Origin of the sequence: Enterobacter sp. RIT637, from assembly GCF_019718755.1 — a bacterium.
In the GTDB taxonomy this organism is placed as follows: domain Bacteria; phylum Pseudomonadota; class Gammaproteobacteria; order Enterobacterales; family Enterobacteriaceae; genus Enterobacter.
This window is the reverse complement of record NZ_JAIHAZ010000019.1, coordinates 54653-81477: the sequence shown is the minus strand read 5'-3', so window position 1 is coordinate 81477 and position 26825 is coordinate 54653. Positions and strand designations below refer to the sequence as shown.

The window sequence follows — 26825 nt, the reverse complement described above, 5'->3', positions numbered from 1 at the left end:
TCGCATCCCAGGGCATAAGCGACTCCATAAACGGGTTCTTATGCCTTAGTTGTAAGTGTCTACCATGTCCCCGAACAAGTGTTCACTATGTCCCCGGACCGTACAGGGAGAGGGTTAGGGTGAGGGCGTTCTCTAAACAGGCAAATCAATCAGCAGCGCGCGCAGCGGCGTATCCGCCACCAGGGTGATATTCGCTTCATCACGAATAAACGCCCCGTCACCGCAGGTGAGCGCTTCTTTCTCTTCCGTGTGCGTCACCGCATGCACCGTACCGTGAATCGACTGCAGATAGGCGCGTGGACCGTGAAGCTGGAAGCTCGCCTGTTCACCTTTCTTCAGTTCGATGTGGTGCAGCCACACCTGCTGACGCAGCTGCAAACTGCCTTTGCTGCCGTCCGGCGATGCAATCAGCTGCTGCTTATCGCCCGTTAAATCTAACTTCTGTACCAGCGGATTTTCCCGCTCAGGGCAGGCGTCCAGCCACAGCTGCATGCGGGTCAGCGTTTTGTCTTTGCTGAGGTTATGCTCGCTGTAGCTAATGCCCGGTTGCGTGGAAATTAACAACGCTTCGCCAGCCTTTGCCTGGACATGATTGCCCTCGCTATCGCGGTATTCTGCCTCGCCTTCCAGGATCAGGTTCAGGATATCGACTTTCGGGTACGTACGCGGCTGGAAGGAGGCGCCCGGGGCGAGCACTTCCTGGTTCAACACGCGCAGTGAAGCGTAACCGAGGAGTTTAGGGTCAAAGTAGTGTCCAAAGGAAAAGGTGTAGCGGGCCTGCAGCCAACCGAAATCGGCTTGTCCGCACTGTTTAGCTGTTCTTGTCGTAATCATAAACTTGACCTCTCTTTACACTAAAACAATGGTAAAGGTATGGACGCTGCATTGTTAGCCAGATATTCTGCCCGGTATGTTCAAATTTCCTGAATGAGAACGAGATGGCTAAAGAGAGAGCATTGACGCTTGAGGCGCTGCGCGTCATGGACGCGATTGACCGGCGGGGCAGTTTTGCTGCGGCGGCAGATGAACTGGGGCGCGTTCCGTCTGCGCTGAGCTACACCATGCAGAAGCTGGAGGAAGAGCTGGACGTGGTGCTGTTTGACCGCTCCGGTCATCGAACAAAATTCACCAACGTGGGGCGAATGCTGCTGGAGCGCGGTCGTGTGCTGCTGGAAGCGGCGGATAAACTGACGACGGATGCCGAAGCGCTGGCGCGCGGCTGGGAAACCCATCTGACGTTAGTTACCGAAGCGCTGGTGCCGTCTGAAGCGCTGTTCCCGCTGGTGGACCGCCTGGCGGCGAAGGCCAATACGCAGCTGTCGATCATCACCGAGGTGCTGGCAGGGGCGTGGGAGCGTCTGGAAACGGGCAGGGCGGATATTGTTATTGCGCCGGACATGCACTTCCGTTCTTCGTCAGAAATTAACTCCCGCAAGCTCTATAGCGTGATGAACGTTTATGTTGCCGCGCCGGATCACCCGATCCATCAGGAGCCGGAGCCGCTTTCGGAGGTTACGCGCGTGAAGTATCGTGGCGTTGCGGTAGCGGACACCGCTCGTGAACGTCCGGTGTTAACGGTACAACTGCTGGATAAACAGCCGCGTTTAACCGTCACGTCGCTGGAAGATAAGCGTCAGGCATTGCTGGCCGGGCTGGGTGTGGCGACGATGCCTTATCCTTTTGTTGAAAAGGACATTGCGGAAGGACGGCTGCGCGTTGTCAGCCCGGAATACACCAGCGAGGTGGATATCATTATGGCGTGGCGACGCGACAGCATGGGCGAAGCCAAATCCTGGTGCCTGCGCGAAATACCAAAGCTTTTTGCCCACCACAATAAATAAAATCGTAATTTGTAGGCCCGGTAAGCGAAGCGCCACCGGGCTTTTTTTATGCGCCGATCTTCGGATCCGGACCAAAGCGGTTTTCACCCGGCGTGCCGTTCTGACAGTTGAAGACCAGGATCACAATCCAGCCCACGATCGGGATCAACAGCAGCAAGAGCCACCAGGCTGAACGATCGGTGTCGTGCAGGCGTCGGAACTGCACGGCCCAGGAAGGCAGCAGAATGAACACGGCATAAATTGTGGTGAGAATGCCTTCTCCTCCGGCACGCTCCCAGCCCAGAATTTTATCCACAATACTCAACACCAGGGCGAGGATGAAGTTCACCAGAACGAACATCCAGTACTCTTTGCGGCGGGCACGGCCACCAAATCCAATGTAGTTGCGCAGTACGTTTAAATACCAGTCCATTTTTCCTTGCCTCGTTAGTCAGTCAATCACTTGTTTTCTAAGCGATCGAGGTAAGGATAGATGGAGATTGTGAATTAAAAAAGGGCATCTGGTGATGCCCTGAATATTTATCCAAAACGAACGTCACGTCCGTGAGGTTCATCCAGATCCTGCCACGGCCCAATGGAGATAATGCCCGTTGGGTTAATCGTCTTATGGCTGCGGAAATAGTGGGTGCGAATATGGTCGAAGTCGACCGTTTCGGCGATACCCGGCATCTGGTAGATGTCGCGCAGGAAACCATACAGGTTGAGATAATCGCTGATGCGGTGTTTATCACACTTAAAGTGGGTGACGTACACCGGATCAAAGCGCACCAGCGTCGTCCACAGGCGGATATCGGCTTCCGTCAGTTGGTCTCCGGTCAGGTAGCGATGCTGACCGAGGATCTGCTCCAGGCGCTCCAGCGACTCAAACACCTTTCCAACCGCTTCGTCATACGCTTCCTGGCTGGTGGCAAAACCGGCCTTGTAGACGCCGTTGTTCACGTTGTCGTAGATCCAGCTATTCAGCTCATCAATTTTCTCACGCAACTCAACCGGATAGTAATCTCCGGCGCGGGCACCGTGGGCATCAAACGCGGTGTTGAACATGCGGATGATCTCCGCCGATTCGTTGCTGACGATCGTTTGGTTTTTCTTGTCCCACAGCACCGGCACGGTGACGCGTCCGGTATAGTGCGGATCGGCACGCAGGTAAAGCTGGTAGAGAAAATCGTGGTGATAAAGATCGTCACCGGTGGCGGCAGGGAAATCACTGTCGAACGTCCAGCCGTTTTCCAGCATCAGCGGGTTGACCACCGAAACCGGAATGAAGGCTTCGAGCCCCTTAAGCTTGCGCACAATCAGCGTACGGTGTGCCCACGGGCAGGCGAGAGAAACATAGAGATGATAACGGTCTTTCTCCGCCGCGAAGCCGCCTTCGCCGCTCGGGCCTGCTGCGCCGTCGGCGGTCAGCCAGTTACGGAAGGCCGAAACAGAGCGCTTGAAGCGACCCCCGGTGGATTTGGTGTCATACCAGACATCCTGCCAGACGCCGTCTACGAGTTGTCCCATTTTTTTCTCCTCCGTCAGATAGCAAAAGCGAGGAGATATCTCCTCGCTTTGGGTTCAATCAGTATAGCGTGCTTACCACTTCTTATTCAGAAGGCGGTCGATGCTGTATGCGCCTGGGCCAGTGATGGCCAGCAGCAGGAAGCCACCCGCGATGGTCAGGTTTTTCATGAACATCAGAGAGTTCACGCCTTCCGCAAAGTTGCTGTGGAACAGGAAAGCCGTCAGCAGGGTGAAGCCTGCGGTGAACAGCGCGGTGGTACGGGTCAGGAAGCCGAACAGCACTGCCAGGCCGCCGCCGAACTCAAGCAGGATGGTCAGAGGCAGCAGGAACCCCGGCACGCCCATGGCTTCCATATATTGCTGGGTACCCGCATAACCGGTGATTTTTCCCCAACCTGCCACGATGAACAGAATTGGCATCAGAATACGTGCTACCAGTACACCAACATCTTCTAATTTTTTCATTTTACTCTCCAGGAAACCACATCAGCGGCTGAACTTTATTTGTCTGCAATTCCGGGTAGATACCGCGGCTCTGCTGTCGATGGAGAGGATAATAAACGGGGCGGGGGACAATTGTTAGCAAGGAAAACTGTCAATCTTTTTCAAAGATATTGAGTAAGGGGGCGTGCGCGTTGGTGCCCTCACCCCAACCCTCTCCCACAGGGAGAGGGCGTAAAAACAAAAAACGGTAACCAGGGTTACCGTTTTGCGTTTATCACCGTAACTGCTGCTGCCGCAACGTTGCTTTCACCAGACGCCAGGCGCTCCAGGCACCAAAGCCGCGACGTGCCCAGCGGATCAGCATATTAGGATGACGAACCGTCCAGATAGCCATCACGCTGCTGCCCACCAGCGCCCAGGAACGCAGGCTCAGGAAGGTGTTCCAGCCCCGGTCGAACGGACGTGTTGCCTCGATCCAGTCGCGACGACCGGCGGACAGATCCAGCCGCTGCTGCTGGATCTGGCTTAGCAGATACGCTTTTCGCTTTTGACGTTCGGCTTTATCGCTCACGGCTTATCATCCTCCAGCAGCGAACGATCGTTGGCCAGCTCCTGGCGCGTGTGGCGCAGGAAGGTGGACTTGCGTGCTTTACGCATTGTCCAGATGCCGCCAATCAATGCCGCAACCAGTAACACCACCGTAGTGGCGATCATCGCGTTAAGACGATACTGCGGGTCGATAGCCCAGATGATTAATACCATCAGGCTCATCAGACCGAACGCAGCGAAGAGCATGGTCAGTCCGAGCATGAGCAGCATCTGGAAGAGATTGGCTTTCTCCTCTTCCAGTTCAACCACTGCCAGTCGGACGCGCGTTTCGGCAATGCCGACCAGCGTGGTTAATATACGCTGGCCGATACCGAGGACGTTATTAGCAGGCCCTTGTGCGTGACGAGGATCTTCCATAATCAACGACGCGTCAGCAGGACACCGAGCACTACACCAACGGCAGCGCCAATACCCACACCCGTCCACGGATTGTCGCGAACATATTCGTCAGCGCGCGCAGCGGCTTCACGGGTCTGTTTGGCTAACGCATCGCCGGTTTCACCGAGGCGATAACGGCTCTCTTTCAGCGCCTGCTCCGCTTTGCTGCGAAGTTTGCTGACCTCTTCTTTCGACTTATCAGCAGAAGAGCTAAGTACCTCTTCCAGGGTGTCCGCCAGTGATTTCAGTTCAGCGCGCAGATTTTCTGACGTAGTATCTTTTGACATGATTCTCTCCTGTTGAGATTTCCGTTAACTCAATAATCGCGAGCTTCCAGCGCTTTCAGGTCGTCCTGCGCTTCTTTCAACTTCTTCTCGCGCTTGGCAATTTTTTCCGCATCCCCTTTCTCTTTCGCTTCCTGCAGGTCTTGACGGCGCTCGGCGATCTCGTCCTTCTGTTCAGCGATTTTTTTCTGGTGATCGGCACGCAGCTTGCTGTCGGAACAGTTGGCTTTCACTTCGCTTAACGCTTTCTTCAGGCCATCAACGCGGTGCTGATTGTTATGCTTTTCGGCATAACCGATCTCGCGCTGAATATCCTGTTCTTTCTCCTGACAGAGAGAGGTGGCGTATGAAGCTGTGCTTAAAGAAAAAAGGGCCAGAGCCAGAGTAATGCGGAATTTCATTATCGAAACCTTCCATTGTGTTACGGCGTGAGCCGTGATCCAGAACTATGCGGAGAACATCTGAGGGGTGCTCCGCGTACTTAAGCATAGTAAGTAAACGGCGTAATCACCAAAGTGAGTGAAAAGATTCGGAATCCTGGTAATTAACCAAACCGATGCGACGTGTCGCGTAGCAGCGACATCCAGGAGGCAACATGGCTGTCGTCTTCCTGCTGCGCAATGATATAACCCTGCGGCAGCGTTCTGTCGAGGACGGCTTTTGCCGCTGCACTCTGCGCGCTGGAGTCAAATTTTATCAGCAGTACGTCGTCTTGCGGGGTGATGCTTTTAAAGCGGATCCCGTTGGCATCCAGATGATGCCAGATGGAAAAGCCATCCGGCACGCTGGCACCCTGATTCACCGGACGTATTGCCAGTGTCGATTCCTGATGCTGCAGCGCTGCCCATGCCAGGATCAGGACGCTGAACATCATCAGCGCGATCATGGCGTAAGAGACGCGACGCAGGGCGAGCGGGGAGATAGCCATGGTTAACCCCTGGCACCGTATTTCTTTTTCCACAGCACAACCAGCGAGCCTACCAGGCCAAAGACCAGCAGGACCACCGGTAACAGCATCAGGCAGGACATCAACTGATCTTCATACTTCATGAAGACCGGAGTTTTGCCCAGCGCGTAGCCCAGCGTGGTGAGAATCAGTACCCACAACAGGCCGCTCATCCAGTTAAAGAACTGGAAGCGGGTACTGCTCAGACCGGACAGCCCGGCGATGGTGGGCAGCAGGGTACGGACAAAGGCGATAAAACGGCCCATCAGCAGCGCCGAAAGCCCGTGCTTATGGAAAAGGTGGTGTGCGCGCTGGTGATAATGCGCCGGAAGATGCGAAAGCCAGTTTTGTACGATCCGCGTGTTGCCCAGCCAGCGCCCCTGTATGTAGCTCACCCAGCAGCCCAGGCTGGCCGCAATGGTTAACAGCAACACGGTTTGCGGGAAGGCCATCGCCCCTTTCGCACAGAGTACGCCTACCAGCACCAGCAGACTGTCGCCCGGTAAAAAGGCAGCAGGAAGCAGTCCGTTCTCAAGGAACAGAATCATAAATAAGACAAAATAAAGCATGCCAATCATGGAAGGGTTGGCCAGCGTTTCGAAATCCTGAGCCCACAGGGCATTCAGTAGTTGGGTCAAAAGTTCCATTCAGTGTTCCTGGAAATCGGTTAACGTCACGCCTGTAATCCGGGAAAAACAGCACGGCGACATTGTTGTGATTTCATTATGGTCGCTCGCGGACACATTGGTGTGTGGCCAACACTGTTCCCTGTTAATTGGCTGGTTAGCAAGCACTAACTTACAAAATAACGAAGTGAATCCAATTGTAACAAAGCCCGACGTTCTGCGTCACAGAATTTGCAGGGGTGGAGTGATTTTGGCGTAAGCCCTGGAAGTGAGCGAGGGATTTTACAAAGGCTGACACTATATATGTTTTGCTTACCCCAGTTCGCCATCAGGCGCAGCGAAGCGCCTGCCAGCATAAAGGGAGACTATTTTGCCTGACTGGATGCGGTATCGAGGTGAACCACGGGATTATCGGCAAAAAGATAGCGGTCTGCGTTAAATTCGAAGTCGTCGCTGGTTTCGTTAAACAACATCAGTTTGGTGTTTTCCAGGTGCTGCCACATCGCCAGCTTAGCGGCATGCGGATCTTTGCGAATCAGTGCTTTAAGAATTTGGTCGTGATCGTCGCACCAGTTATCTACGGTGCGAGAATCGATATGATCGTGCAGTTTCTTCCAGTACGGGTTATGAACGCGCTGAGTCCACATTTTTTCCACGATTGCGGCCAGCGCCGTATTCTGCGTGGCCAGCGCCACCTGGACGTGGAACTGAAGATCCCATTCTGAATCACGGAAACATTTTTCTTTCCGCGCGTTTTCCTGGATCTCCATCAGCTTCATGATGTCCTGCTTGGTGACCTGCGTAGCGGCGAATTCGGCAATATTACTCTCGATCAGCTGGCGAGCCTGGAGCAGCTCAAACGGACCGTAGCTGGCAAACTCCAGATTTTCGTCCGGAGCCGGGGAGTGTTTTGCCTGGTTGGAGATAACATGAATGCCGGAGCCTTTGCGTACCTCGACGTAGCCTTCCACTTCCAGCATGATGATGGCTTCGCGTACCACCGTGCGGCTCACGCTCTTTTCATCCGCAATAAAGCGCTCAGCGGGAAGTTTATCACCGACAAGATAGACACCTTGCTCGATGCGATCTTTCAGCTCGGCAGCAAGTTGTTGATATAAACGACGTGGTTCGGTGATTTCCATATGCGCTCCAGGCAGGGTACGGCGGATGATTTGTTATACCACTTTTGCGTGCCACTCTCCAGATTTTGCCACTAAAAAAGCCGCTACTGAGCGGCCTTTAAATGCCGGGTGGCGCTGCGCTTACCCGGCCTACGGTTTTGTTGGGTCCGGGTAAGGCGAAGCCGCCACCCGGCACAGCGATGCTAACTTTGCGTAGCCGGTTTCCCGAGAGACTCTTTTGCCAGTTCGTCTGCGGATTTACTTTTCAGCACCGTCCAGATAACCACCGCACCCATCAGGTCGAAGACAGCCAGTACCGCGAACAGCGGGCTAAAGCCAATGGTATCTGCCAGCGCACCGACCACCAGTGCAAACATGGTGCTCGCGGTCCATGCCGCCATACCGGTCAGGCCGTTTGCCGTTGCCACTTCGTTACGACCGAAAACGTCAGACGAGAGCGTAATCAGCGCGCCGGACAGGGACTGGTGCGCAAAGCCACCAATACACAGCAGGGCGATAGCCACATACGGGCTGGTGAACAGGCCGATCATGCCAGGGCCGATCATCAGCAGTGCGCCCATGGTGACGACCATTTTACGGGAGACAATCAGGTTCACGCCGAACCAGCGCTGGAACAGTGGTGGCAGGTAGCCGCCCACGATACAGCCCAGGTCTGCAAACAGCATCGGCATCCAGGCGAACATCGCGATCTCTTTCAGGTTAAAGCCGTACACTTTAAACATGAACAGGGGGATCCAGGCGTTGAACGTACCCCAGGCAGGTTCAGCCAGGAAACGCGGCAGGGCGATCCCCCAGAACTGACGGGTACCCAGGATCTGCCAGACGGTCATCTTCTTGCCGTTGTTGGTCTGATGCTGCGCTTCCTGACCACCGATAATGTATTCGCGTTCTTCTTCGGAGAGTTTCTTCTGGTCGCGCGGGTGTTTATAGAAGACCAGCCACGCCATTGCCCAGGCAAAGCTCAGCACGCCAGAGATGATGAACGCCATCTGCCAGCTGTGCATCACGATGGCCCACACCACCAGCGGCGGTGCAATCATCGCGCCGATGGACGAGCCGACGTTGAAGTAACCTACAGCAATGGAACGCTCTTTTGCCGGGAACCACTCGGAGCTGGCTTTCAGGCCTGCCGGGATCATCGCGGCTTCTGCGGCACCGACCGCACCGCGCGCCAGCGCCAGACCACCCCAGCTCCCCGCCATTGCGGTTGCCCCGCAGAAAATAGCCCAGGCGACGGCGAAGAAGGCATAGCCGATTTTGGTACCGAGAATGTCCAGCAAATAGCCCGCAACAGGCTGCATGATGGTATAAGCCGCGGAATAAGCCGCAATGATGTAGGAGTATTGCTGCGTGGTAATGTGCAGCTCTTCCATCAACGTTGGAGCGGCTGCTGCCACGGTGTTACGCGTCAGGTAGCCCAGCACGGTGCCGAGCGTCACCAGTGCGATCATATACCAACGTAACCCTTTAATTTTACGCATGTAAAACCTCATCGTTATGTTATTTCCGTGCCAGAACACGGTAACAACTCAACCGTTGCCGGGAGTTGTTCAGTAACGGGAGGGGCATAACCGGGAGATGTCCCGGAACGGCCCGAACCTTGCCATAAGTCATCGTGCATAAGTCGGTTTCCGTACCGTTAAATCTGATGTTCTTGACACCAGCAATGCATTCCGTCGGCGTAGTGTTTGCGACGGCGAAACGATAACTTGTCATACAACTTTAAAAGGTGAGTGACATCACAAATGTGTGAATCTTTGTAGGGATATTCCGCGGCGCGAGCAAAGCCAGTGTTGGCGCGGCCTGTGAGAGGGTTTACTCCATTTGGGGTAATTTATTTGTCGACGTTTATTGATCTGACTCACGAAAAAAACTTCGGTCAGTGGAAATTGGTGTGATAACTTTGCAGCATATGAACATACGCTTTCTGACGCTCCCGTAATGAGGAAGACGATAATGACGCCGTTTATGACCGAAGATTTTCTGTTAGATACCGAATTTGCTCGCCGCCTGTACCACGACTACGCAAAAGACCAGCCGATTTTCGACTACCACTGCCATTTACCGCCGCAGCAGGTTGCCGAAAATTACCGATTCAAAAACCTGTATGATATCTGGCTGAAGGGTGACCACTACAAATGGCGCGCGATGCGCACCAACGGCGTCGCTGAGCGCCTGTGCACCGGCGATGCCACCGACCGCGAAAAGTTTGACGCCTGGGCGGCGACCGTTCCGCACACCATCGGCAACCCGCTTTACCACTGGACGCATCTCGAACTTCGCCGTCCTTTTGGCATTACCGGCAAGCTGCTCTCCCCAAGCTCGGCCGATGAAATTTGGGACCAGTGCAACGCGCTGCTGGCGCAGGAGCAGTTCTCCGCACGCGGCATCATGAAGCAGATGAACGTGAAGATGGTTGGCACCACTGACGATCCGATTGACTCCCTGGAACATCATGCCGTTGTCGCCAAAGACACCTCATTTGATATCAAAGTGCTGCCAAGCTGGCGCCCGGATAAAGCTTTTAACATTGAGCAGGCCACCTTCACCGACTACATGGCGAAGCTGGCGGAAGTGTCCGATACCGATATCCGTCGTTTTGCTGACCTGCAAACCGCGCTGACCAAACGCCTGGATCACTTCGCGGCGCACGGCTGTAAAGTCTCTGACCACGCGCTGGACGTGGTGCTGTTTGCCGAATCAAACGAAGCCGAGCTGGACAGCATCCTCGCGCGTCGTCTCTCCGGCGAAACGCTGAGCGAGCATGAAGTTGCCCAGTTCAAAACCGCGGTGCTGGTGTTCCTCGGCGCGGAATACGCCCGTCGCGGCTGGGTGCAGCAGTACCATATTGGCGCACTGCGCAATAACAACCAGCGTCAGTTCAAACTGATCGGTGCTGACGTGGGCTTCGACTCCATCAACGACCGTCCGCTGGCGGAAGAGCTGTCCAGACTGCTGAGCAAACAGAACGAACAAAACCTGCTGCCAAAAACCATCCTCTACTGCCTGAACCCACGCGATAACGAAGTGCTGGGCACCATGGTCGGCAACTTCCAGGGCGAAGGGATGCCGGGCAAGATGCAGTTCGGCTCCGGCTGGTGGTTTAACGATCAGAAAGACGGCATGGAGCGTCAAATGACGCAGCTGGCGCAGCTTGGCCTGCTGAGCCGCTTTGTCGGCATGCTGACCGACAGCCGCAGCTTCCTGTCCTATACCCGCCATGAATACTTCCGCCGCATTCTGTGCCAGATGATTGGCCGCTGGGTGCACGCGGGCGAAGCGCCAGCGGATATCCAGCTGCTGGGCGAAATGGTGAAAAACATCTGCTTTAACAATGCGCGTGACTACTTCGCCATTGAACTGAACTAAGACCGTCTGAGGTTGATATGCAATACATCAAAATCCATTCGCTGGATAACGTGGCCGTCGCGCTGGCTGATCTAACCGAAGGAACGGACGTCACGTTTGACGGTCAGTCGGTCACGTTGCGCCAGGCCATTGGGCGTGGGCACAAGTTTGCCCTGCTCCCCATTGCGAAAGGGGAGAACGTGGTGAAGTACGGTTTGCCCATCGGTCACGCGCTGGCGGATATTGCGCCGGGTGAATATATTCACTCCCACAATACCCGCACCAATCTGAGCGATCTGGACGAGTACAGCTATCAACCTGATTTCCAGGTGGAGGCCGGACAGGCAGCGGATCGTGAAGTGCAGATCTACCGTCGCGCCAGCGGCGAGGTGGGGATCCGCAACGAACTGTGGATCCTCCCGACCGTCGGCTGCGTGAACGGGATTGCGCGCCAAATTCAGACGCGTTTCCTGAAAGAGACCAATGATGCCGAAGGCACTGACGGCGTGCATCTGTTCAGCCATACCTACGGCTGCTCGCAGCTCGGCGACGACCACATCAATACCCGCACCATGCTGCAAAACATGGTGCGCCACCCGAACGCGGGCGCGGTGCTGGTGATTGGCCTCGGCTGCGAGAACAATCAGGTTGACGCCTTCCGCGACACGCTGGGCGAGTTCGATCCTGAGCGCGTGCATTTTATGGTGTGTCAGCATCAGGATGACGAAGTGGAAGCGGGCGTTGAGCAGCTTCATCAGTTGTATGACGTCATGCGCCATGACAAGCGCGAGCCGGGCAAGCTGAGCGAGCTGAAGTTTGGTCTCGAGTGTGGCGGATCTGATGGCCTTTCCGGCATTACCGCTAACCCGATGCTCGGTCGTTTCTCCGACTACGTTATCGCTAACGGCGGCACCACGGTGCTGACCGAAGTGCCGGAGATGTTCGGCGCGGAGCGTATTCTGATGAGCCACTGCCGCGACGAAGAGACGTTTGAGAAAACCGTCACCATGGTGAATGACTTCAAACAGTACTTCATTGCCCACAATCAGCCGATTTATGAGAACCCGTCGCCGGGCAACAAGGCGGGCGGTATCACCACGCTGGAAGAAAAATCCCTCGGATGCACCCAGAAAGCGGGCGCGAGCCAGGTGGTGGACGTGCTGCGCTACGGCGAGCGTCTGAAAACGCACGGTCTGAACCTGCTGAGCGCGCCGGGCAATGACGCCGTCGCCACCAGCGCGCTGGCAGGTGCTGGCTGTCATATGGTGCTGTTCAGCACCGGTCGCGGTACGCCATACGGCGGTTTTGTGCCGACGGTGAAAATCGCTACCAACAGCGAGCTGGCGGCCAAGAAAAAACACTGGATTGATTTCGATGCGGGCCAGCTGATCCACGGCAAAGCGATGCCGCAGCTGCTGACGGAGTTTGTGGACACTATCGTGGCATTTGCGAACGGTAAGCAGACCTGTAACGAGAAGAATGACTTCCGCGAGCTGGCGATTTTTAAGAGCGGTGTGACGCTTTAATCGGTGCGGGCTGGTGCCCTCACCCTCACCCTGACCCTCTCCCACGGGGAGAGGGTACAAACACTAAAAACGGCAACCTCAGGGTTGCCGTTTTGCTGTTAACTGCGAAGTGCGTTCTTGGCTAAACGCGCGTCTTCCGCCTGACAGGCCGCTGCGGTAAACAGCACGTCGGTAGAGGAGTTCAGCGCGGTTTCGCAGGAGTCCTGCAGTACGCCGATGATAAAGCCGACGGCCACAACCTGCATTGCGATCTCGTTCGGGATACCGAACATATTACAGGCCAGCGGGATCAGCAGCAGCGAACCGCCCGCCACGCCGGATGCGCCGCAGGCACACAGCGATGCCACTACGCTTAGCAGCAGCGCCGTAAGCAGGTCCACCGGAACGCCCAGCGTATGCACCGCCGCCAGCGTCAGCACGGTAATAGTGATTGCTGCGCCCGCCATGTTCACGGTTGCACCCAGCGGGATCGACACGGAATAGGTGTCGCGGTCCAGGTTCAGCTTCTCCGCCAGCGCCATGTTAACCGGAATGTTCGCCGCAGAGCTGCGGGTGAAGAAGGCGTACACGCCGCTCTCGCGCAGGCAGGTCAGCACCAGCGGATACGGGTTGCGGCGGATCTGCCAGAACACCAGCAGCGGGTTGATCACCAGCGCCACCAGCAGCATACAGCCGACCAGCACAACCAGCAGCTGCGCGTAGCCCCATAGCGCGTCAAAACCGGTGGTTGCCAGCGTCGAAGAAACCAGACCAAAGATCCCGATAGGCGCAAAGCGAATCACCAGCTTCACCATAAAGGTGACTGCGTTCGACATATCGTTCACCAGGTTTTTGGTGGTGTCGTTACCGTGACGCAGCGCGAAGCCGAGTCCAATCGCCCAGACCAGAATGCCAATGTAGTTCGCATTCATCAGCGCGGTGATGGGGTTAGAGACCATGCTCATCAGCAGGCCGCGAAGCACTTCGACAATGCCGGACGGCGGGGTAATATCACCGGCCGCGCTGGTCAGGTGCAGCGTGGACGGGAACAGGAAGCTGAAAACAACGGCCGTTAAGGCCGCAGCGAAGGTTCCCAGAAGATACAGGAACAGAATAGGGCGAATGTTGGTTTTTTGTCCGTGCTGGTGGTTGGCAATCGACGCCATCACCAGCATCAGAACCAGTACCGGTGCGACGGCCTTCAGCGCGCCAACGAAAAGGGTGCCGAGCAGTCCCGTGGCTTCCGCAGCAGGTTTTGACACCATCGCCAGCAGAATACCCAGTACCAACCCGACCAGAATTTGTTTTACAAGACTGCCCTGCGCCAGGCGCGCGAACAGACCGCTTGATTGTGTGCTCATACGTTATTCCTGAGTGAAATTGCGTTCCATCCTGGATGTGCTCTAAGTCACATTTATGTCCGGATGTAAGTATTTGTTTGCCTGGTTGAGTATCAGGGAAAGCAGCGAAAGGCGGAAGCGTAAAATGCTGGATTTTACGTGTCGCATCATATTTTTTAACTGTTGAGTTACAAAAGTGTGTTCACCCTCTCCCTGTGGGAGAGGGTCGGGGTGAGGGCATCAGGCCGCACCGAACGTTTTACTCTACCTGCTGCTTCTTATCGTGCTGGCGGTTAACCCAGGTATTGATAATCAGCGTCACGATCAGAATGCCAAACACCACGCCGAGCGAAATGGCGATTGGGATGTGGTAGAAATCGACGATCAGCATCTTGATACCGATAAACACCAGGATCACCGACAGGCCGTACTTCAGCATTGAGAAGCGCTCCGCCGCGCCTGCCAGCAGGAAGTACATGGCACGCAGGCCGAGAATGGCGAACAGGTTAGACGTCAGCACGATGAACGGGTCGGTGGTGACGGCAAAGATTGCCGGAATGCTGTCGACCGCGAAAATCACGTCGCTCAGCTCGACCAGAATCAGCACCAGCAGCAGCGGGGTGGCAAACAGCAGGCCGTTCTTGCGAACGAAAAAGTGCTCGCTCTCGATCTTGTCGGTCATGCGCAGATGGCCGCGGATCCACTTCACCAGCGGCTTATCGCCGATACCGGTATCGTCTTCTTTCGCCAGCGCCATTTTCACCCCGGTGAACAGCAGGAACGCGCCGAATACATACAGCAGCCATTCGAACTGGGTAATCAGCCAGCTGCCAGCGAAGATCATGATGGTACGCAGGACAATGGCACCCAGCACGCCGTAGACCAGCACGCGGCGCTGCAGGGCTGCAGGCACGGCAAAATAGCTGAACAGCATCAACCAGACGAAGACGTTATCGACCGCCAGGGCTTTTTCAATCAGATAACCGGTGAGGAAGGCGAGCGCCTGAGGATCGGCCACCGCGCGGCCTTCGGTCGAGGCCAGATACCACCAGAAGGCGGCGCAGAAAAGGAGTGAGAGGCTAACCCACACGAGTGACCAGACGGCGGCCTGCTTAACGCTCATGCCGTGCTCGCCGCGACGACCCTGCAAAAAGAGGTCGATCGCCAGCATGATGAGCACGACAACCGCGAATCCGCCCCACAGCATTGGAGTGCCGACAGAATGCATACTATTTTCCTTACACATAAAAAACAAAAACGGCTATGGTCAGAAGACGATAGCCGTTAGCTTTTTATGCATAGACCTCGCCTTCCGGCAAGGTCTCACTTACAACCACGAAGGTTGCCCGGCGACCGGATGCGGTATTACACGCATCGTAATGACGATCCACCGGCGAAGAAGTTACTCCCCTTTGCAGGTAACAAAATATGTCAGACCATCGGTTTCGTCAATGGTCTGCGCTGTTTCATTACACAGCTTTACGCGATCGCTTCCGCGTTGATGCCATCTGCCGGGAATACCACGCCGGTCTGGCGGCGGATCTCTGTTTGCAGCTTCGCCGTGGTGCGGCTTACCGCAAGGCCCGGGTGATTCACTTCGTTATCTTCGACCAGACGGGCGAAGACCTCTGCCTCATAGAGCATAGTGTTAATATGCTGAGGCTGCGTCAGCTCCTGCGCTTTACCGCCGCGCGGCACAAAGCTCACTTTCTGGCACTCGGAGATCTTCTCGATAACCAGCGAGCCCGCTTCGCCCTGAATTTCGCTCGGCAGTACCGAATCGCTCACCTTGGAGTGCTGCAGCGTAACGCTGAAATCGCCGTAGTCCAGCACCGCTAAGCCGTGCGCATCCACGCCGCTCTCCAGCAGGCTGGCGGTGGCCGTTACACCATGCGGCTCGCCCCACAGGGCCACGGCAGAGGCCAGGCAGTAGAATCCGATATCCATAATTGAGCCGTTCGAGAAGGCCGGGTTAAAGGTGTTCGGGTTCTCGCCGTCCAGATAGCGCTGGTAGCGCGACGAGTACTGGCAGTAGTTGATAAAGGCTTTACGCACTTTGCCAATTTTCGGCAGGGACTGCTGCAGCAGCAGGAAATTAGGCAGGCTGGCGGTTTTGAACGCTTCGAACAGCACCACCTGATTTTCGCGGGCAAGCGCAATAGCCGCTTCCACTTCCTGAATATTTGACGCCAGCGGCTTCTCGCAAATCACATGCTTTTTGTGGCTGAGGAACAGCTTCGTTTGCGGGAAGTGCAGGGAGTTCGGGCTGGCGATATACACCGCGTCAATGGCGTCGCTTTGCGCCATCTCGTCGAGCGAAGTGAAGAGATGCTCAACGAGGTAGTCGTTAGCAAAACTCTGCGCCTGCTCAAGACTGCGGGAATAGACTGCGGTAAGTTTAAGTTTGCCGGTTTCGTGGGCGGCGTCGACGAACTGGCGCGTGATCCAGTTCGTTCCAATGACTGCGAAACGTATCATAAACGTTTACGTACTCCGTAGCAGGGAACCTTTAGCCACTGTAGCACGTCATCATGACAATTCGCGTGCGCTACTGCGCATTACTCTTTAACGATAAATGCGTAAGCCACAGGCGGGTATCAAACTCCAACTGGTGGTACTGCGGCTCCATGTGGCAGCACAGGGAATAGAACGCTTTGTCGTGGTCTTTCTCCTTCAGGTGCGCCAGTTCATGGACGACGATCATCCGCAGAAAGGCTTCCGGCGCGTTACGGAAAACCGTCGCGACGCGGATTTCGGCCTTCGCCTTCAGCTTGCCGCCCTGCACGCGGGAGATGGCGGTGTGCAGGCCGAGCGCGTTTTTCAGCACGTGGATCTTGTTGTCGTACATCACCTTGTTGATCGGCGGGGCGCTCTTCAGATACCGGCTTTTCAGATCCTGCGTATACTGCCAGAGGGCCTTATCGGTCGCGAAATCGTGGGTGCCGGGGTAACGTTTTTCCAGCACCGCGCCGAGCTTCTCCTCGGCAATCAGGCTGCGAACCTGAGTCAGTAAATGCTCCGGATAGCCCTGGAGATAAGTAAGTTGGTTCATCAACGCCCCAAATCGACAATAAAACGGGTATACTCACGCACCCTTTTCAGGGATACGCCAAATTTTACCATTCAGGAGGGCCGATGAGCCACTTAGACAACGGTTTCCGTTCACTCAACCTTAAACGTTTCCCGGAAACGGACGACGTTAACCCGCTCATGGCGTGGGAAGCGGCGGATGAATATCTGCTGCAACAGTTGGATGAGACTGAAATCCGCGGCCCGGTTTTGATCCTGAATGACGCCTTTGGCGCGCTGGGCTGTGCCCTGGCGGAGCACACGCCTTACAGCATCGGCGATTCCTACCTGAGCGAGCTGGCGACGCGTGAAAACCTGCGCCATAACGATATCGAAGAGTCCAGCGTGAAGTTCCTCGACAGCACCGCGGACTACCCGCAGGCGCCGGGCGTGGTGCTGATCAAAGTGCCAAAAACCATGGCGCTGCTGGAGCAGCAGCTGCGCGCGCTGCGTAAGGTCGTGACGCCGGACACGCGTATCATCGCGGGTGCCAAAGCGCGCGATATTCACACCTCGACGCTGGAGCTGTTCGAGAAAGTCCTCGGCCCGACCACCACCACGCTGGCGTGGAAAAAAGCGCGCCTGATCAACTGTACGTTCAGCGCACCGGAGCTGGTCGACGCGCCGGAGACCCTGAGCTGGAAGCTGGAAGGCACCGACTGGACCATCCACAACCACGCGAACGTCTTCTCCCGCACCGGTCTGGATATCGGCGCGCGTTTCTTTATGGAACATCTGCCGGAAAATCTGGAAGGTGAGATTGTCGATCTGGGCTGCGGTAACGGCGTGATTGGCCTGACGTTGCTGGCGAAGAACCCGGACGCCAGCGTGGTGTTCAGCGACGAGTCGCCGATGGCGGTGGCCTCCAGCCGTCTGAACGTGGAAACCAACATGCCGGAAGCGCTGGACCGCTGCGAGTTTATGATCAACAACGCGCTGTCGGGCGTAGAGCCGTTCCGCTTCAACGCGGTGTTCTGCAACCCGCCGTTCCACCAGAAGCACGCCCTGACGGATAACGTCGCTTGGGAGATGTTCCACCACGCGCGCCGCTGCCTGAAAATCAACGGCGAGCTGTACATCGTGGCGAACCGTCACCTGGACTACTTCCACAAGCTGAAGAAGATTTTCGGCAACTGCGTCACCATTGCGACCAATAACAAGTTCGTGGTGCTGAAGGCGGTGAAGCTGGGGCGTCGTCGGTAAGATTGTTTTGCCTGGCGGCGCTTCGCTTGCACAGGCCTACGGTTTTGTAGGCCCGGTAAGCGAAGCGCCACCGGGCGATGCCGTTAAATACCCAGCGCCAACTTCGTTCCCTGCGCAATGGCCCGCCGCGCATCCAGCTCCATCGCCACATCGCACCCGCCGATCAAATGTACCGTTTTACCGGCTTCGCGCAGCGGATCTGCCAGATCGCGCTTTGGCTCCTGCCCGGCACATAAAATCACATGATCCACGCGCAGCAGCTGCGGCTCGCCGCCGATCGTGACGTGCAGACCCTCGTCGTCGATCTTCTGGTAGCTCACCGCCGGGATCATCTTCACCCCGCGTGAAAGCAGGGTGGCGCGGTGGATCCAGCCCGTGGTTTTACCCAGCCCTTCGCCCGGCTTGCTGGCCTTACGCTGCAGCATCACGATCTGGCGAGGGCTTTTCGGCAGCTGCGGCCCTTCCGGGCGTAATCCGCCGGACTGGCTCAGGCTGGTGTCGATACCCCATTCCACGCAAAACTCGGCGATGTTCTGGCTGGTGGCCTCGCCCGGCTGGCTTAAATACATGGCGGTATCAAAGCCGATACCCCCGCAGCCGATAATCGCCACCTTCTCGCCAACCGGCGTTTTGTCACGCAATACATCCAGATAGCTCAATACCTTCGGATGATCGATACCCTCGATCGCCGGCAGGCGCGGGACGATCCCGCTCGCCAGGATCACCTCGTCGAAACCGATCAGATCCGCCGCGCTGACAAACTGGTTAAGCCGCAGATCGACGCCTGTAAGCTCGATCATCCGGCGGTAGTAGCGCAGCGTTTCATAGAACTCCTCTTTGCCGGGGATCTGTTTGGCGATATTAAACTGCCCGCCAATCTCCGCCAGCGCATCAAACAGCGTCACGCTGTGCCCGCGCGAGGCGGCATTCACCGCAAACGCCAGCCCTGCGGGGCCTGCGCCCACCACGGCCAGGCGTTTTTTATTCACCGCTGGAACGACCGGCATTTTGGTTTCATGGCAGGCGCGAGGGTTAACGAGACAGGAGGTGACCTTCCCGACGAAGATCTGATCCAGACAGGCCTGGTTACAGCCGATGCAGGTGTTGATTTCATCTGCACGGCCGCTTTGCGCTTTAGACAGCAGTTCGGCATCGGCCAGGAACGGGCGCGCCATCGACACCATATCGGCGTCGCCGCGTGAGATCACATCGTCCGCCACCTGCGGATCGTTAATGCGGTTAGTGGTGACCAGCGGAACAGACACTTTGCCTTTCAGCTTCCGCGTTACCCAGCTGAACGCCGCGCGCGGCACCGGCGTGGCGATGGTCGGGATGCGCGCCTCGTGCCAGCCGATGCCGGTGTTGATAATCGTGGCACCTGCGGCTTCAATCGCCTGCGCCAGCTGCACGGTTTCGTCGAACGTCCCGCCGCCTTCCACCAGGTCGAGCATCGACAGGCGGAAGACGATAATAAAGTCCGCGCCCGCACGTTCGCGCACCGCGCGCACCACCTCCACGGCAAAGCGCATCCGGCGGGCATAGTCGCCGCCCCATTCGTCGTCGCGCTGGTTGGTGCGGGCAGCGAGGAACTCGTTAATCAGGTAGCCTTCTGAACCCATCACCTCGACGCCGTCGTAGCCCGCCTCGCGGGCCAGCGCAGCGCAGCGGGCAAAGTCGTCAACCAGCGCCAGGATCTCGTCGTGGGTGAGGGCGTGAGGTTTAAAACGGTTAATCGGCGCCTGAAGGGCCGACGGCGCGACCAGGTTCGGCTGATAGCTGTAGCGTCCGGTGTGCAGGATTTGCAGGGCGATTTTACCGCCCTCGCGGTGTACCGCGTCGGTCACAATGCGATGGTGCGGCAGCTGTGACGCATCGTTCAGGACCGCGCCGCCCTCCATGCCCACGCCGGAAGGAGCCGGGGCCACGCCGCCGGTGACAATCAACGCCACCCCGTGGCGGGCGCGCTCGGCATAGAAGGCCGCCAGACGCTCGGCCCCGTCCGGATGCTCCTCCAGCCCGGTGTGCATCGACCCCATCAACACGCGGTTTTTGAGTGTGGTGAACCCCAGATCGAGAGGGGCGAATAACGACGGGTAGCGGCTCATAGTCTCTTCCAGTGTAAAATTATTGTTATGTGGTCGGATGAGTTACTAATTTAGCCAGCGGCAGCGGAAAGGTAAAAGCGGGATCGAATGATTGTGATAGATCTCAAAGAACTTCCCCGGTGGCGCTGCGCTTACCGTGGCTACAAAACCCCAGGACGGATAAGCGCAGCGCCATCCGGCGTTTTTTACGACGCCGTTGCGCGCACTAGCCCCGGTGCCTGCCACATCGACGTCGTCAGACCGCTGTCCACCAGCCCGAGCTGGTCGGCGTACACCGCCTGCCATTTCTGCATCATGCCGTCGTACAGCTCGCGGTGCTGCGGGTTCGGCGTGAACTCGCGGCTCCACTTGATCAGCCGCTCGCCCGTCGAGGCCATATCGGCAAACAGCCCCGCGCCAGTACCCGCGGCAATCGCGCAGCCGAGCGCCGTTGCCTCTTTCACTTCCGGCACGCGCACCGGTAGCCCGGTGACGTCGCTTAAGATCTGGCTCCACAGGGCGCCTTTGGCCCCGCCGCCCGCAAACACCAGGCTTTCAAACGTCACGCCGGAGAAGCGCGAAATCTGCGTCAGGTTGCAGGCCGAAACGATCGCCGCATTCTCCTCCAGGGCGCGGAACAGCGTCGCTTTGTTGCACTTTTCCGGGTCGATGGAGAGGTTAATAAACGACGGCGCGGCGTGGTACCACTGCTTAAAATGCATCGCGTCGGAGAAGATCGGCATCACCCCGTGGGAGCCTGCCGGTACGCGGCTCGCCATCTCTTCCAGCAGGGAGTAGGTGTCCATCCCCATCCGCTCGGCAATCAGCTTCTCCTCCGCGCAGAAGGCGTCGCGGAACCAGCGCATGGTCAGCCCGGTAAAGAAGCTGATCGACTCCGCCTGCGCCATGCCGGGGATAACGTGCGGGTTCACGCGGATGTTCATCTCGGGGTCGGTGCGCACCTGCGGCAGGTTGACCACCTGCTGCCAGAAGGTGCCGCCCAGCACCGCCGTTTGTCCGGCGCGGACCACGCCCAGCCCCAGACAGCCCAGCTGCACGTCGCCGCCGCCCATCACTACCGGGGTACCTTCGCGCAGGCCGCTCTGCTGCGCGGCCTCTTTGGTGATAGCGCCCAGCACGGTGCCGGTCTCTTTCACCGGGGAGAGGATATCGGCGCGCAGCCCGGCCATGTCGAGCAGCGCCGGACGCCAGTCGCGGGAGAAGAGATCCAGCATGCCGGTGGTGCCCGCGTTCGACGGATCAACCGCCAGCTCGCCGGAGAGCTTCGCCGCCAGCCAGTCGCTGATCATGGTGATGGTCGCGGCCTTGCGGTAAATATCCGGACGATGGTGCGCCAGCCACAGCAGACGCGGCATGGCGCTCAGCGCCAGCGTTTGCCCTGAGACGTCATACACTTCGGATTCAAAACGGTAATCGTGGATCTCTTTGAGTTCGGCCACCTCGCGGCTGGCGCGGGCGTCGACGTTGGCGCAGGCCCAGATGGCCTCGCCGTTGCGGTCGTACAGCACGATCCCTTCGCGCATCGAGCAGCAGGCGACGGACTGAATATCCGCCGCGCTCAGGCGCGCACGCTCCAGCGCCTGATGAATGCACCGGCAGGCCAGCTGCCAGTTGGTTTCGAGGTCGAACTCCATTGACCCCGGCACGTTCTCCACGCTCAGGTGCTTCCACTCGGCCTGGCCGACGGCAATCTGGTTGCCCTGTAAATCGAAAATAACGGCGCGAACGCTGCCTGTCCCTGCATCTAACGCTAAAAGGTAACTCATGAGCTTGCCTCATTGTTAGCGCAGGGCGACTCTTATTCGGCCAGAGCCAGCACCGCGCGGGCTGTCGTCTCCTCCGTCACCAGGCCATTGATACGGCGACCCTTCAGTGCGGCATAAATCGCATCGGCTTTCTCTTCTCCTCCGGCCACGCCAACGATGGTGGGCAGCTGCGCCAGTTCATCGAGCGTGACGCCCAACAGTTCTTTATGGATCTCCAGCTCCTCGACGCACTCGCCCTCGGCATTGAGGAAATAGCCGAGAATGTCGCCGACTGCCCCTTTGCGGGCGTACATCAGCTGTTCACCTTCGCTGATATAGCCGGAGCGCAGTATCGTGGCGTCACGGCGCTGGTTCACCGAACCAATGCCGACCACCGCCACGTCGGCGGCGGTGGCGGCGAGGATCACATCCCGCACGCTGGTTTCGCGTTTTAAGATCCCGGCCACCTCGGCGGATGACACGCGAAGCGGGGCGGGGATCATGCTGACGCTGCAGGCCGCGTCCAGCTGGCCGATACCGGTCATATACGGCCCGACGCCGCCGGAGAGCGTCACCAGGCGGATCTGCTGCGAGCTGATAAAGCCGCTCAGGTGCTGCAGGCTGCTCATGGTGGTTTCACCAAACCCCACCGCCAGCAGCTGGCCGGGCTCCAGTACGCCCATCAGCGACTGCGCCGCGCCAATGCCGAGCCGCACGTTCATCGGCGGCGTATTTAACGCGGGCATCACGCGCACCAGCTTCAGGCCAAAGCGCTGCTGTAGCTCGGTCTCCAGCGCCAGGCAGCCCTCGTAGCGGGAGTTGATCTGCACGCGGATCACCCCGGACTGACGGCCCTTCTCCAGCAGGCGAGAAATCTTCAAACGCGGCAGCCCGAGCCGCTCGCCGATGTCGTTCTGGGTTAATCCGTCGTGGTAGTAGCACCAGGCCACGCGCGCCACGAGTTCCTCTTCCGCCAGTGCCAGCCCGGCAAACCGTCCTTCTTCCGCAGTGCGTTTATCGCTCATAGTTGAACTCTTATAAAAATTTAGATCATATGTTCGTGATGGCGCGAAGGGAAAGTGTGAGCCACGCGACAAAACGGATCTTTTAGATCGTTTCTGCTTTATCTGTATCTCAATCGATAAAACTGTGATCCCTGCACGGTTGTAAATATAGTTCACCGTCTACGCTTTTGAACATTATTAAATCTAAAAATCATTTGTTCAATAGCGGAGCGATGATGACCTCACTTCTCGACGCGCGGAATATCAGCAAGCAGTTCTCAGGCGTGCCGGTTCTAAAAGGCATTGATTTCACGCTGCTTGCGGGCCAGGTACACGCGCTGATGGGCGGAAACGGCGCGGGAAAATCGACGCTGATGAAGATCATCGCCGGGGTCGAAACGCCGGACAGCGGTGAACTTTCTGTCGAGGGGCAGTCATATGCGCGGCTCACGCCCGTGCAGGCGCACAGGCTAGGCATTTACCTTGTGCCGCAGGAGCCGCTGCTGTTCCCCAATCTGACGGTGCGGGAAAACATCCTGTTCCGCCTGCCGCGCGAGCGCGATCTGGAAAAGCGGCTGGCGGAGAAACTCCAGCAGCTGCAGTGCCAGCTTAATCTCGATGCCGCCGCCAGCACTCTGGAAGTGGCGGACCAGCAGATGGTGGAGATCCTGCGCGGGCTGATGCGCAATGCCAGGATCCTGATCCTCGACGAACCTACGGCCTCCCTCACGCCGGGTGAAACCGAGCGGCTGTTCCGCCAGATCCGCGCCCTGCAGGCGCTCGGCGTCGGGATTGTCTTTATCTCGCACAAGCTGCCGGAAATTCGCATGCTTTCGAGCCACGTCTCGGTGATGCGCGACGGCGCGGTGGTGCTGAGCGGCGAAACCGCGCAGTTTGACGACAGCGCCCTGATCGCCGCCATGACGCCGGTAAGCCGTGAGAAATCCCTCAGCGATACGCAAAAGCTGTGGCTGGCGCTGCCGGGCAACCGCCGCACCCAGCCGCAGGATTTCCCGGTGCTGCGGGTGGACGATCTCACCGGAGAAGGGTTTATCGATCTTAGCCTTGAGATCTACGCCGGGGAGATCGTTGGCCTGGCCGGGCTGGTGGGATCCGGGCGCACGGAGTTTGCGGAAACGCTCTACGGCCTGCGGCCTGTGCGCGGGGGCCGCGTCTGGCTGGAGAATCAGGAGATTACTGGCGATCCGGTAAGTTCACGTCTGGATAAAGGGCTGGTCTATCTGCCGGAAGACAGGCAGGTGTCCGGCCTGTTCCTCGACGCGCCGATCCGCTGGAACACCGTGGCGCTGAACGAGCCGTCGATTTGGCAGCAGCGCAAGCGGGAGTCTGCGGTGGTGGAGCGCTATCACCGGGCGCTGGGGATCAAGCTCAACCATGCGGATCAAACCGTGCGCACGCTCTCCGGCGGCAACCAGCAGAAGGTGCTGCTGGCGCGCTGTCTCGAGGCCAACCCTTTACTGCTGATCGTCGATGAACCGACGCGCGGGGTGGACGTCTCGGCGCGTGCGGATATCTACCAGCTGATAAAAAGCGTGGCGGCGCAGAACGTGGCGGTGCTGATGATCTCAAGCGATCTCGACGAGTTTCCCGGCCTTGCGGACCGCGTGCTGGTGATGCATCAGGGTGTGCTCAGCGGCGAGCTGCCGCGCCACGCCGTCAGCCTCGACAGGATGATGGCGCTGGCGTTCGGAGGACAATCATGAAGACCTTACTTAAAAACCGCGAGCTGAGCGCGTTTCTCGCCATACTGGCGCTGTTCGCCGTGCTGGTGGCGCTGAACCCGTCCTACCTGAGTTTACAGACGCTGGGGATGATCTTCGCCAGCTCGCAGATCCTGATCCTGCTGGCCATCGGCGCGGCGCTGGTGATGCTGACCCGCAATATCGACGTGTCCGTCGGCTCCATTGTCGGGTTGTCCGCTATTGCCGTCGGCGTGGCGCTGAATAGCGGCTACAGCCTGCCGGTTTCCATTCTCTTCGCGCTGTCGATTGGCGCGCTCGCCGGGGCGTTTAACGGGTTTCTGGTGGTGGGGCTGCGCATCCCGGCGATTGTCGCCACCCTCGGCACGCTGGGGCTGTACCGCGGGGCGATGCTGCTCTGGACGGGCGGAAAGTGGATTGAAGGGCTGCCGCCGGGGCTGAAATCCCTCTCTGAGCCTGCCGCCGTCGGTATTTCGCCGCTCGGCATGCTGGTGTTGATCGTTGCGGCCACAGGCGCATGGACGCTGTCGCGCACCGCGTTCGGGCGTGACTTCTACGCGGTGGGGGATAACCTCGCCGCCGCGCGCCAGCTGGGCGTGGCGGTGAACCGCACCCGCATGATTGCCTTTACCCTGAACGGCATGCTGGCGGCCTGCGCCGGGATCGTCTTTGCTGCGCAGATTGGCTTTGTGCCCAACCAGACCGGCAGCGGGCTGGAGATGAAGGCCATCGCCGCCTGCGTGCTCGGGGGGATTTCGCTGCTGGGCGGCACGGGCACGCTGGTTGGCGCGCTGCTCGGCGCCTTCTTCCTGACCCAAATCGACACCGTGCTGGTGCTGTTCAGGCTCCCGGCGTGGTGGAACGACTTTATCGCCGGGCTGGTGCTGCTGGGCGTTTTGGTGCTCGACGGACGCCTGCGCCAGGCGCTGGCGCGCCATCAGCGGGCGCTGAAGTACGGCCGCTTCCAGCCGGGTAACAAAGGGGGAAAGCACGTTACCCCGTTTCCCAAACGCAAAAAAGAGGTGGCGTAAATGAGGCTTAACTGGGAAAGCGCGCTGCTGATTTTACTGGTGCTGGAGATCCTGCTCTTTGGCGCCATCAACCCGCGCATGCTCGACATCAACATGCTGCTGTTCAGCACCAGCGACTTCATCTGCATCGGCATTGTGGCGCTGCCGCTTACGCTTGTGATCATCAGCGGCGGGATCGATATCTCCCTCGGCTCGACCATCGGCCTGTGCGCCATCGCGCTGGGCGTGATGATGCAGGCGGGGTGGCCGATGGTGGTCGCCGTTCCGCTGACGCTGCTGCTCGGCCTGCTGTGCGGATTATTTAATGCCGCGCTGATTCACTACACCGGCATCAGCCCGCTGGTGATCACCCTCGGCACGCTCTACCTCTACGGCGGCGGCGCGCTGCTGCTCTCCGGCATGGCGGGAGCGACGGGCTACGAGGGCATCGGCGGCTTCCCGGATGGCTTCACGGCGTTCGCTAACCTCACGGTGCTGGGTCTGCCGATACCGCTGGTGCTGTTCGCGGTGGTTACCGTCTTCTTCTGGCTGATTACCCACCGCGGGCGCTTTGGTCGTCATCTGTTTTTGATTGGGCAGAACCCGCGCGCGGCGCGCTATGCGGCGCTGTCGGTGAACGGCATGCCCTACGCGCTGTACGGGCTGGTGGGCGTGGCCTCGGCGATTGCCGCACTGGTGATGGTCTCCTACTTCGGCTCCGCGCGTTCGGATCTGGGGCGTGATTTGCTGATGCCCGCGCTCACTGCCGCCGTGCTCGGCGGGGCCAATATCTACGGCGGGTCAGGCTCGGTTGTCGGTACGGCGCTGGCGGCGCTGCTGGTGGGCTACCTGCAGCAGGGTTTACAGATGGTCGGCATCCCTAATCAGGTGTCGAGCGCGCTGTCAGGGGCGCTGCTGGTTGTGGTGGTGATGGGACGTTCGCTGAGTCTGCACCGCGAGTGGGTGCGTTCTCTCTTTAGAAAACTATCCGGAGCGTAA

The 26825-nt window shown here is 58.1% G+C and carries 26 protein-coding genes; 7 read left to right on the top strand and 19 right to left on the bottom strand.

Annotated elements, in window-relative coordinates; genetic code table 11:
* Positions 1-132: 132 nt before the first annotated feature.
* A complete protein-coding gene (locus K5E19_RS20675; RefSeq protein ID WP_023309295.1) occupies positions 133-834 on the bottom strand; it encodes a pirin family protein in 702 nt (233 codons plus the stop codon).
* 104 nt (positions 835-938) lie between these two features.
* Here K5E19_RS20675 and yhaJ point away from each other — a divergent pair, with 104 nt between their 5' ends.
* Positions 939-1841: a DNA-binding transcriptional regulator YhaJ gene (gene yhaJ / locus K5E19_RS20670; protein ID WP_221552844.1), complete on the top strand. Its 903-nt coding sequence runs from the start codon at positions 939-941 to the stop codon at positions 1839-1841.
* A 46-nt stretch (positions 1842-1887) separates the two neighbouring features.
* On the opposite strand, the gene K5E19_RS20665 is transcribed toward yhaJ, so the two are convergent.
* The 11 genes from K5E19_RS20665 to K5E19_RS20615 all read right to left on the bottom strand — a co-directional run bounded on the left by K5E19_RS20665 (position 1888) and on the right by K5E19_RS20615 (position 9257).
* The gene (locus K5E19_RS20665) at positions 1888-2253 is read right to left on the bottom strand and encodes a DUF805 domain-containing protein (protein ID WP_221552843.1); all 366 of its coding nucleotides are present in this window, start codon (positions 2251-2253) and stop codon (positions 1888-1890) included.
* 107 nt (positions 2254-2360) lie between these two features.
* Positions 2361-3347 carry a glutathione S-transferase family protein gene (locus tag K5E19_RS20660; RefSeq protein ID WP_221552842.1) on the bottom strand — a complete coding sequence of 329 codons (987 nt, stop codon included), beginning with the start codon at positions 3345-3347 and terminating at the stop codon, positions 2361-2363.
* A gap of 72 nt (positions 3348-3419) precedes the next feature.
* A complete protein-coding gene (locus K5E19_RS20655; protein WP_010435893.1) occupies positions 3420-3812 on the bottom strand; it encodes a DoxX family protein in 393 nt (130 codons plus the stop codon).
* 253 nt (positions 3813-4065) lie between these two features.
* Positions 4066-4362 (bottom strand): YqjK-like family protein, encoded by a 297-nt coding sequence (locus tag K5E19_RS20650; RefSeq protein WP_010435892.1) that lies wholly within the window; start codon positions 4360-4362, stop codon positions 4066-4068.
* Complete coding sequence (locus K5E19_RS20645; RefSeq protein ID WP_221552841.1) at positions 4359-4757, bottom strand: phage holin family protein; 399 nt, start codon at positions 4755-4757, stop codon at positions 4359-4361. Before K5E19_RS20645 ends, K5E19_RS20650 begins: the two co-directional genes overlap by 4 nt.
* 2 nt (positions 4758-4759) lie before the next feature.
* Complete coding sequence (locus K5E19_RS20640) at positions 4760-5065, bottom strand: YqjD family protein (RefSeq protein WP_010435890.1); 306 nt, start codon at positions 5063-5065, stop codon at positions 4760-4762.
* Between the two features lie 29 nt (positions 5066-5094).
* Positions 5095-5463: a DUF1090 domain-containing protein gene (locus tag K5E19_RS20635; protein ID WP_108416154.1), complete on the bottom strand. Its 369-nt coding sequence runs from the start codon at positions 5461-5463 to the stop codon at positions 5095-5097.
* Positions 5464-5606: 143 nt separating this feature from the next.
* Positions 5607-5990 (bottom strand): EnvZ/OmpR regulon moderator MzrA, encoded by a 384-nt coding sequence (gene mzrA, locus K5E19_RS20630; RefSeq protein ID WP_221552839.1) that lies wholly within the window; start codon positions 5988-5990, stop codon positions 5607-5609.
* Positions 5991-5992: 2 nt separating this feature from the next.
* Positions 5993-6655: a DedA family general envelope maintenance protein YqjA gene (yqjA, locus tag K5E19_RS20625; protein WP_010435886.1), complete on the bottom strand. Its 663-nt coding sequence runs from the start codon at positions 6653-6655 to the stop codon at positions 5993-5995.
* A 344-nt stretch (positions 6656-6999) separates the two neighbouring features.
* Complete coding sequence (gene exuR, locus K5E19_RS20620) at positions 7000-7776, bottom strand: transcriptional regulator ExuR (protein WP_010435883.1); 777 nt, start codon at positions 7774-7776, stop codon at positions 7000-7002.
* A gap of 182 nt (positions 7777-7958) precedes the next feature.
* The gene (locus K5E19_RS20615; protein ID WP_221552838.1) at positions 7959-9257 is read right to left on the bottom strand and encodes an MFS transporter; all 1299 of its coding nucleotides are present in this window, start codon (positions 9255-9257) and stop codon (positions 7959-7961) included.
* Positions 9258-9732: 475 nt separating this feature from the next.
* Here K5E19_RS20615 and uxaC point away from each other — a divergent pair, with 475 nt between their 5' ends.
* Positions 9733-11145, top strand: a complete 1413-nt coding sequence (gene uxaC, locus K5E19_RS20610; RefSeq protein ID WP_221552837.1) for a glucuronate isomerase — start codon at positions 9733-9735, stop codon at positions 11143-11145.
* Positions 11146-11162: 17 nt separating this feature from the next.
* Positions 11163-12650: a UxaA family hydrolase gene (locus K5E19_RS20605; protein WP_221552836.1), complete on the top strand. Its 1488-nt coding sequence runs from the start codon at positions 11163-11165 to the stop codon at positions 12648-12650.
* A 98-nt stretch (positions 12651-12748) separates the two neighbouring features.
* On the opposite strand, the gene sstT is transcribed toward K5E19_RS20605, so the two are convergent.
* The 4 genes from sstT to K5E19_RS20585 form a co-directional block, all read right to left on the bottom strand.
* On the bottom strand, positions 12749-13990 hold the full coding sequence (gene sstT, locus K5E19_RS20600) for a serine/threonine transporter SstT (RefSeq protein ID WP_221552835.1): 1242 nt from the start codon (positions 13988-13990) through the stop codon (positions 12749-12751).
* A gap of 238 nt (positions 13991-14228) precedes the next feature.
* A complete protein-coding gene (locus K5E19_RS20595; RefSeq protein WP_221552834.1) occupies positions 14229-15197 on the bottom strand; it encodes a TerC family protein in 969 nt (322 codons plus the stop codon).
* A gap of 251 nt (positions 15198-15448) precedes the next feature.
* Complete coding sequence (locus tag K5E19_RS20590; RefSeq protein WP_221552833.1) at positions 15449-16447, bottom strand: Gfo/Idh/MocA family protein; 999 nt, start codon at positions 16445-16447, stop codon at positions 15449-15451.
* Between the two features lie 70 nt (positions 16448-16517).
* Positions 16518-17021, bottom strand: coding sequence for a M48 family metallopeptidase (locus K5E19_RS20585; RefSeq protein WP_221552832.1), 504 nt, complete (start codon positions 17019-17021; stop codon positions 16518-16520).
* An 83-nt stretch (positions 17022-17104) separates the two neighbouring features.
* Here K5E19_RS20585 and rlmG point away from each other — a divergent pair, with 83 nt between their 5' ends.
* Positions 17105-18241 carry a 23S rRNA (guanine(1835)-N(2))-methyltransferase RlmG gene (gene rlmG, locus K5E19_RS20580; RefSeq protein WP_221552831.1) on the top strand — a complete coding sequence of 379 codons (1137 nt, stop codon included), beginning with the start codon at positions 17105-17107 and terminating at the stop codon, positions 18239-18241.
* Between the two features lie 83 nt (positions 18242-18324).
* Here rlmG and K5E19_RS20575 read toward each other — a convergent pair whose 3' ends face one another.
* From K5E19_RS20575 to lsrR, 3 genes are all read right to left on the bottom strand, one after another.
* Positions 18325-20346: an NADPH-dependent 2,4-dienoyl-CoA reductase gene (locus tag K5E19_RS20575; RefSeq protein WP_221552828.1), complete on the bottom strand. Its 2022-nt coding sequence runs from the start codon at positions 20344-20346 to the stop codon at positions 18325-18327.
* Between the two features lie 185 nt (positions 20347-20531).
* A complete protein-coding gene (gene lsrK, locus K5E19_RS20570) occupies positions 20532-22112 on the bottom strand; it encodes an autoinducer-2 kinase (protein WP_221552826.1) in 1581 nt (526 codons plus the stop codon).
* A 32-nt stretch (positions 22113-22144) separates the two neighbouring features.
* Complete coding sequence (gene lsrR / locus K5E19_RS20565; RefSeq protein ID WP_193532105.1) at positions 22145-23116, bottom strand: transcriptional regulator LsrR; 972 nt, start codon at positions 23114-23116, stop codon at positions 22145-22147.
* 215 nt (positions 23117-23331) lie between these two features.
* Between lsrR and lsrA the strand changes: the two genes are divergently transcribed.
* The 3 genes from lsrA to lsrD are packed head-to-tail and all read left to right on the top strand — an operon-like array spanning position 23332 to position 26825.
* On the top strand, positions 23332-24819 hold the full coding sequence (gene lsrA, locus K5E19_RS20560) for an autoinducer 2 ABC transporter ATP-binding protein LsrA (RefSeq protein ID WP_221552846.1): 1488 nt from the start codon (positions 23332-23334) through the stop codon (positions 24817-24819).
* Entirely contained in the window at positions 24816-25847 is a 1032-nt protein-coding gene (lsrC, locus tag K5E19_RS20555; protein ID WP_221552824.1) for an autoinducer 2 ABC transporter permease LsrC, read from the top strand. The genes lsrA and lsrC overlap by 4 nt, the downstream gene beginning before the upstream one ends.
* A complete protein-coding gene (gene lsrD, locus K5E19_RS20550) occupies positions 25848-26825 on the top strand; it encodes an autoinducer 2 ABC transporter permease LsrD (protein ID WP_221552822.1) in 978 nt (325 codons plus the stop codon).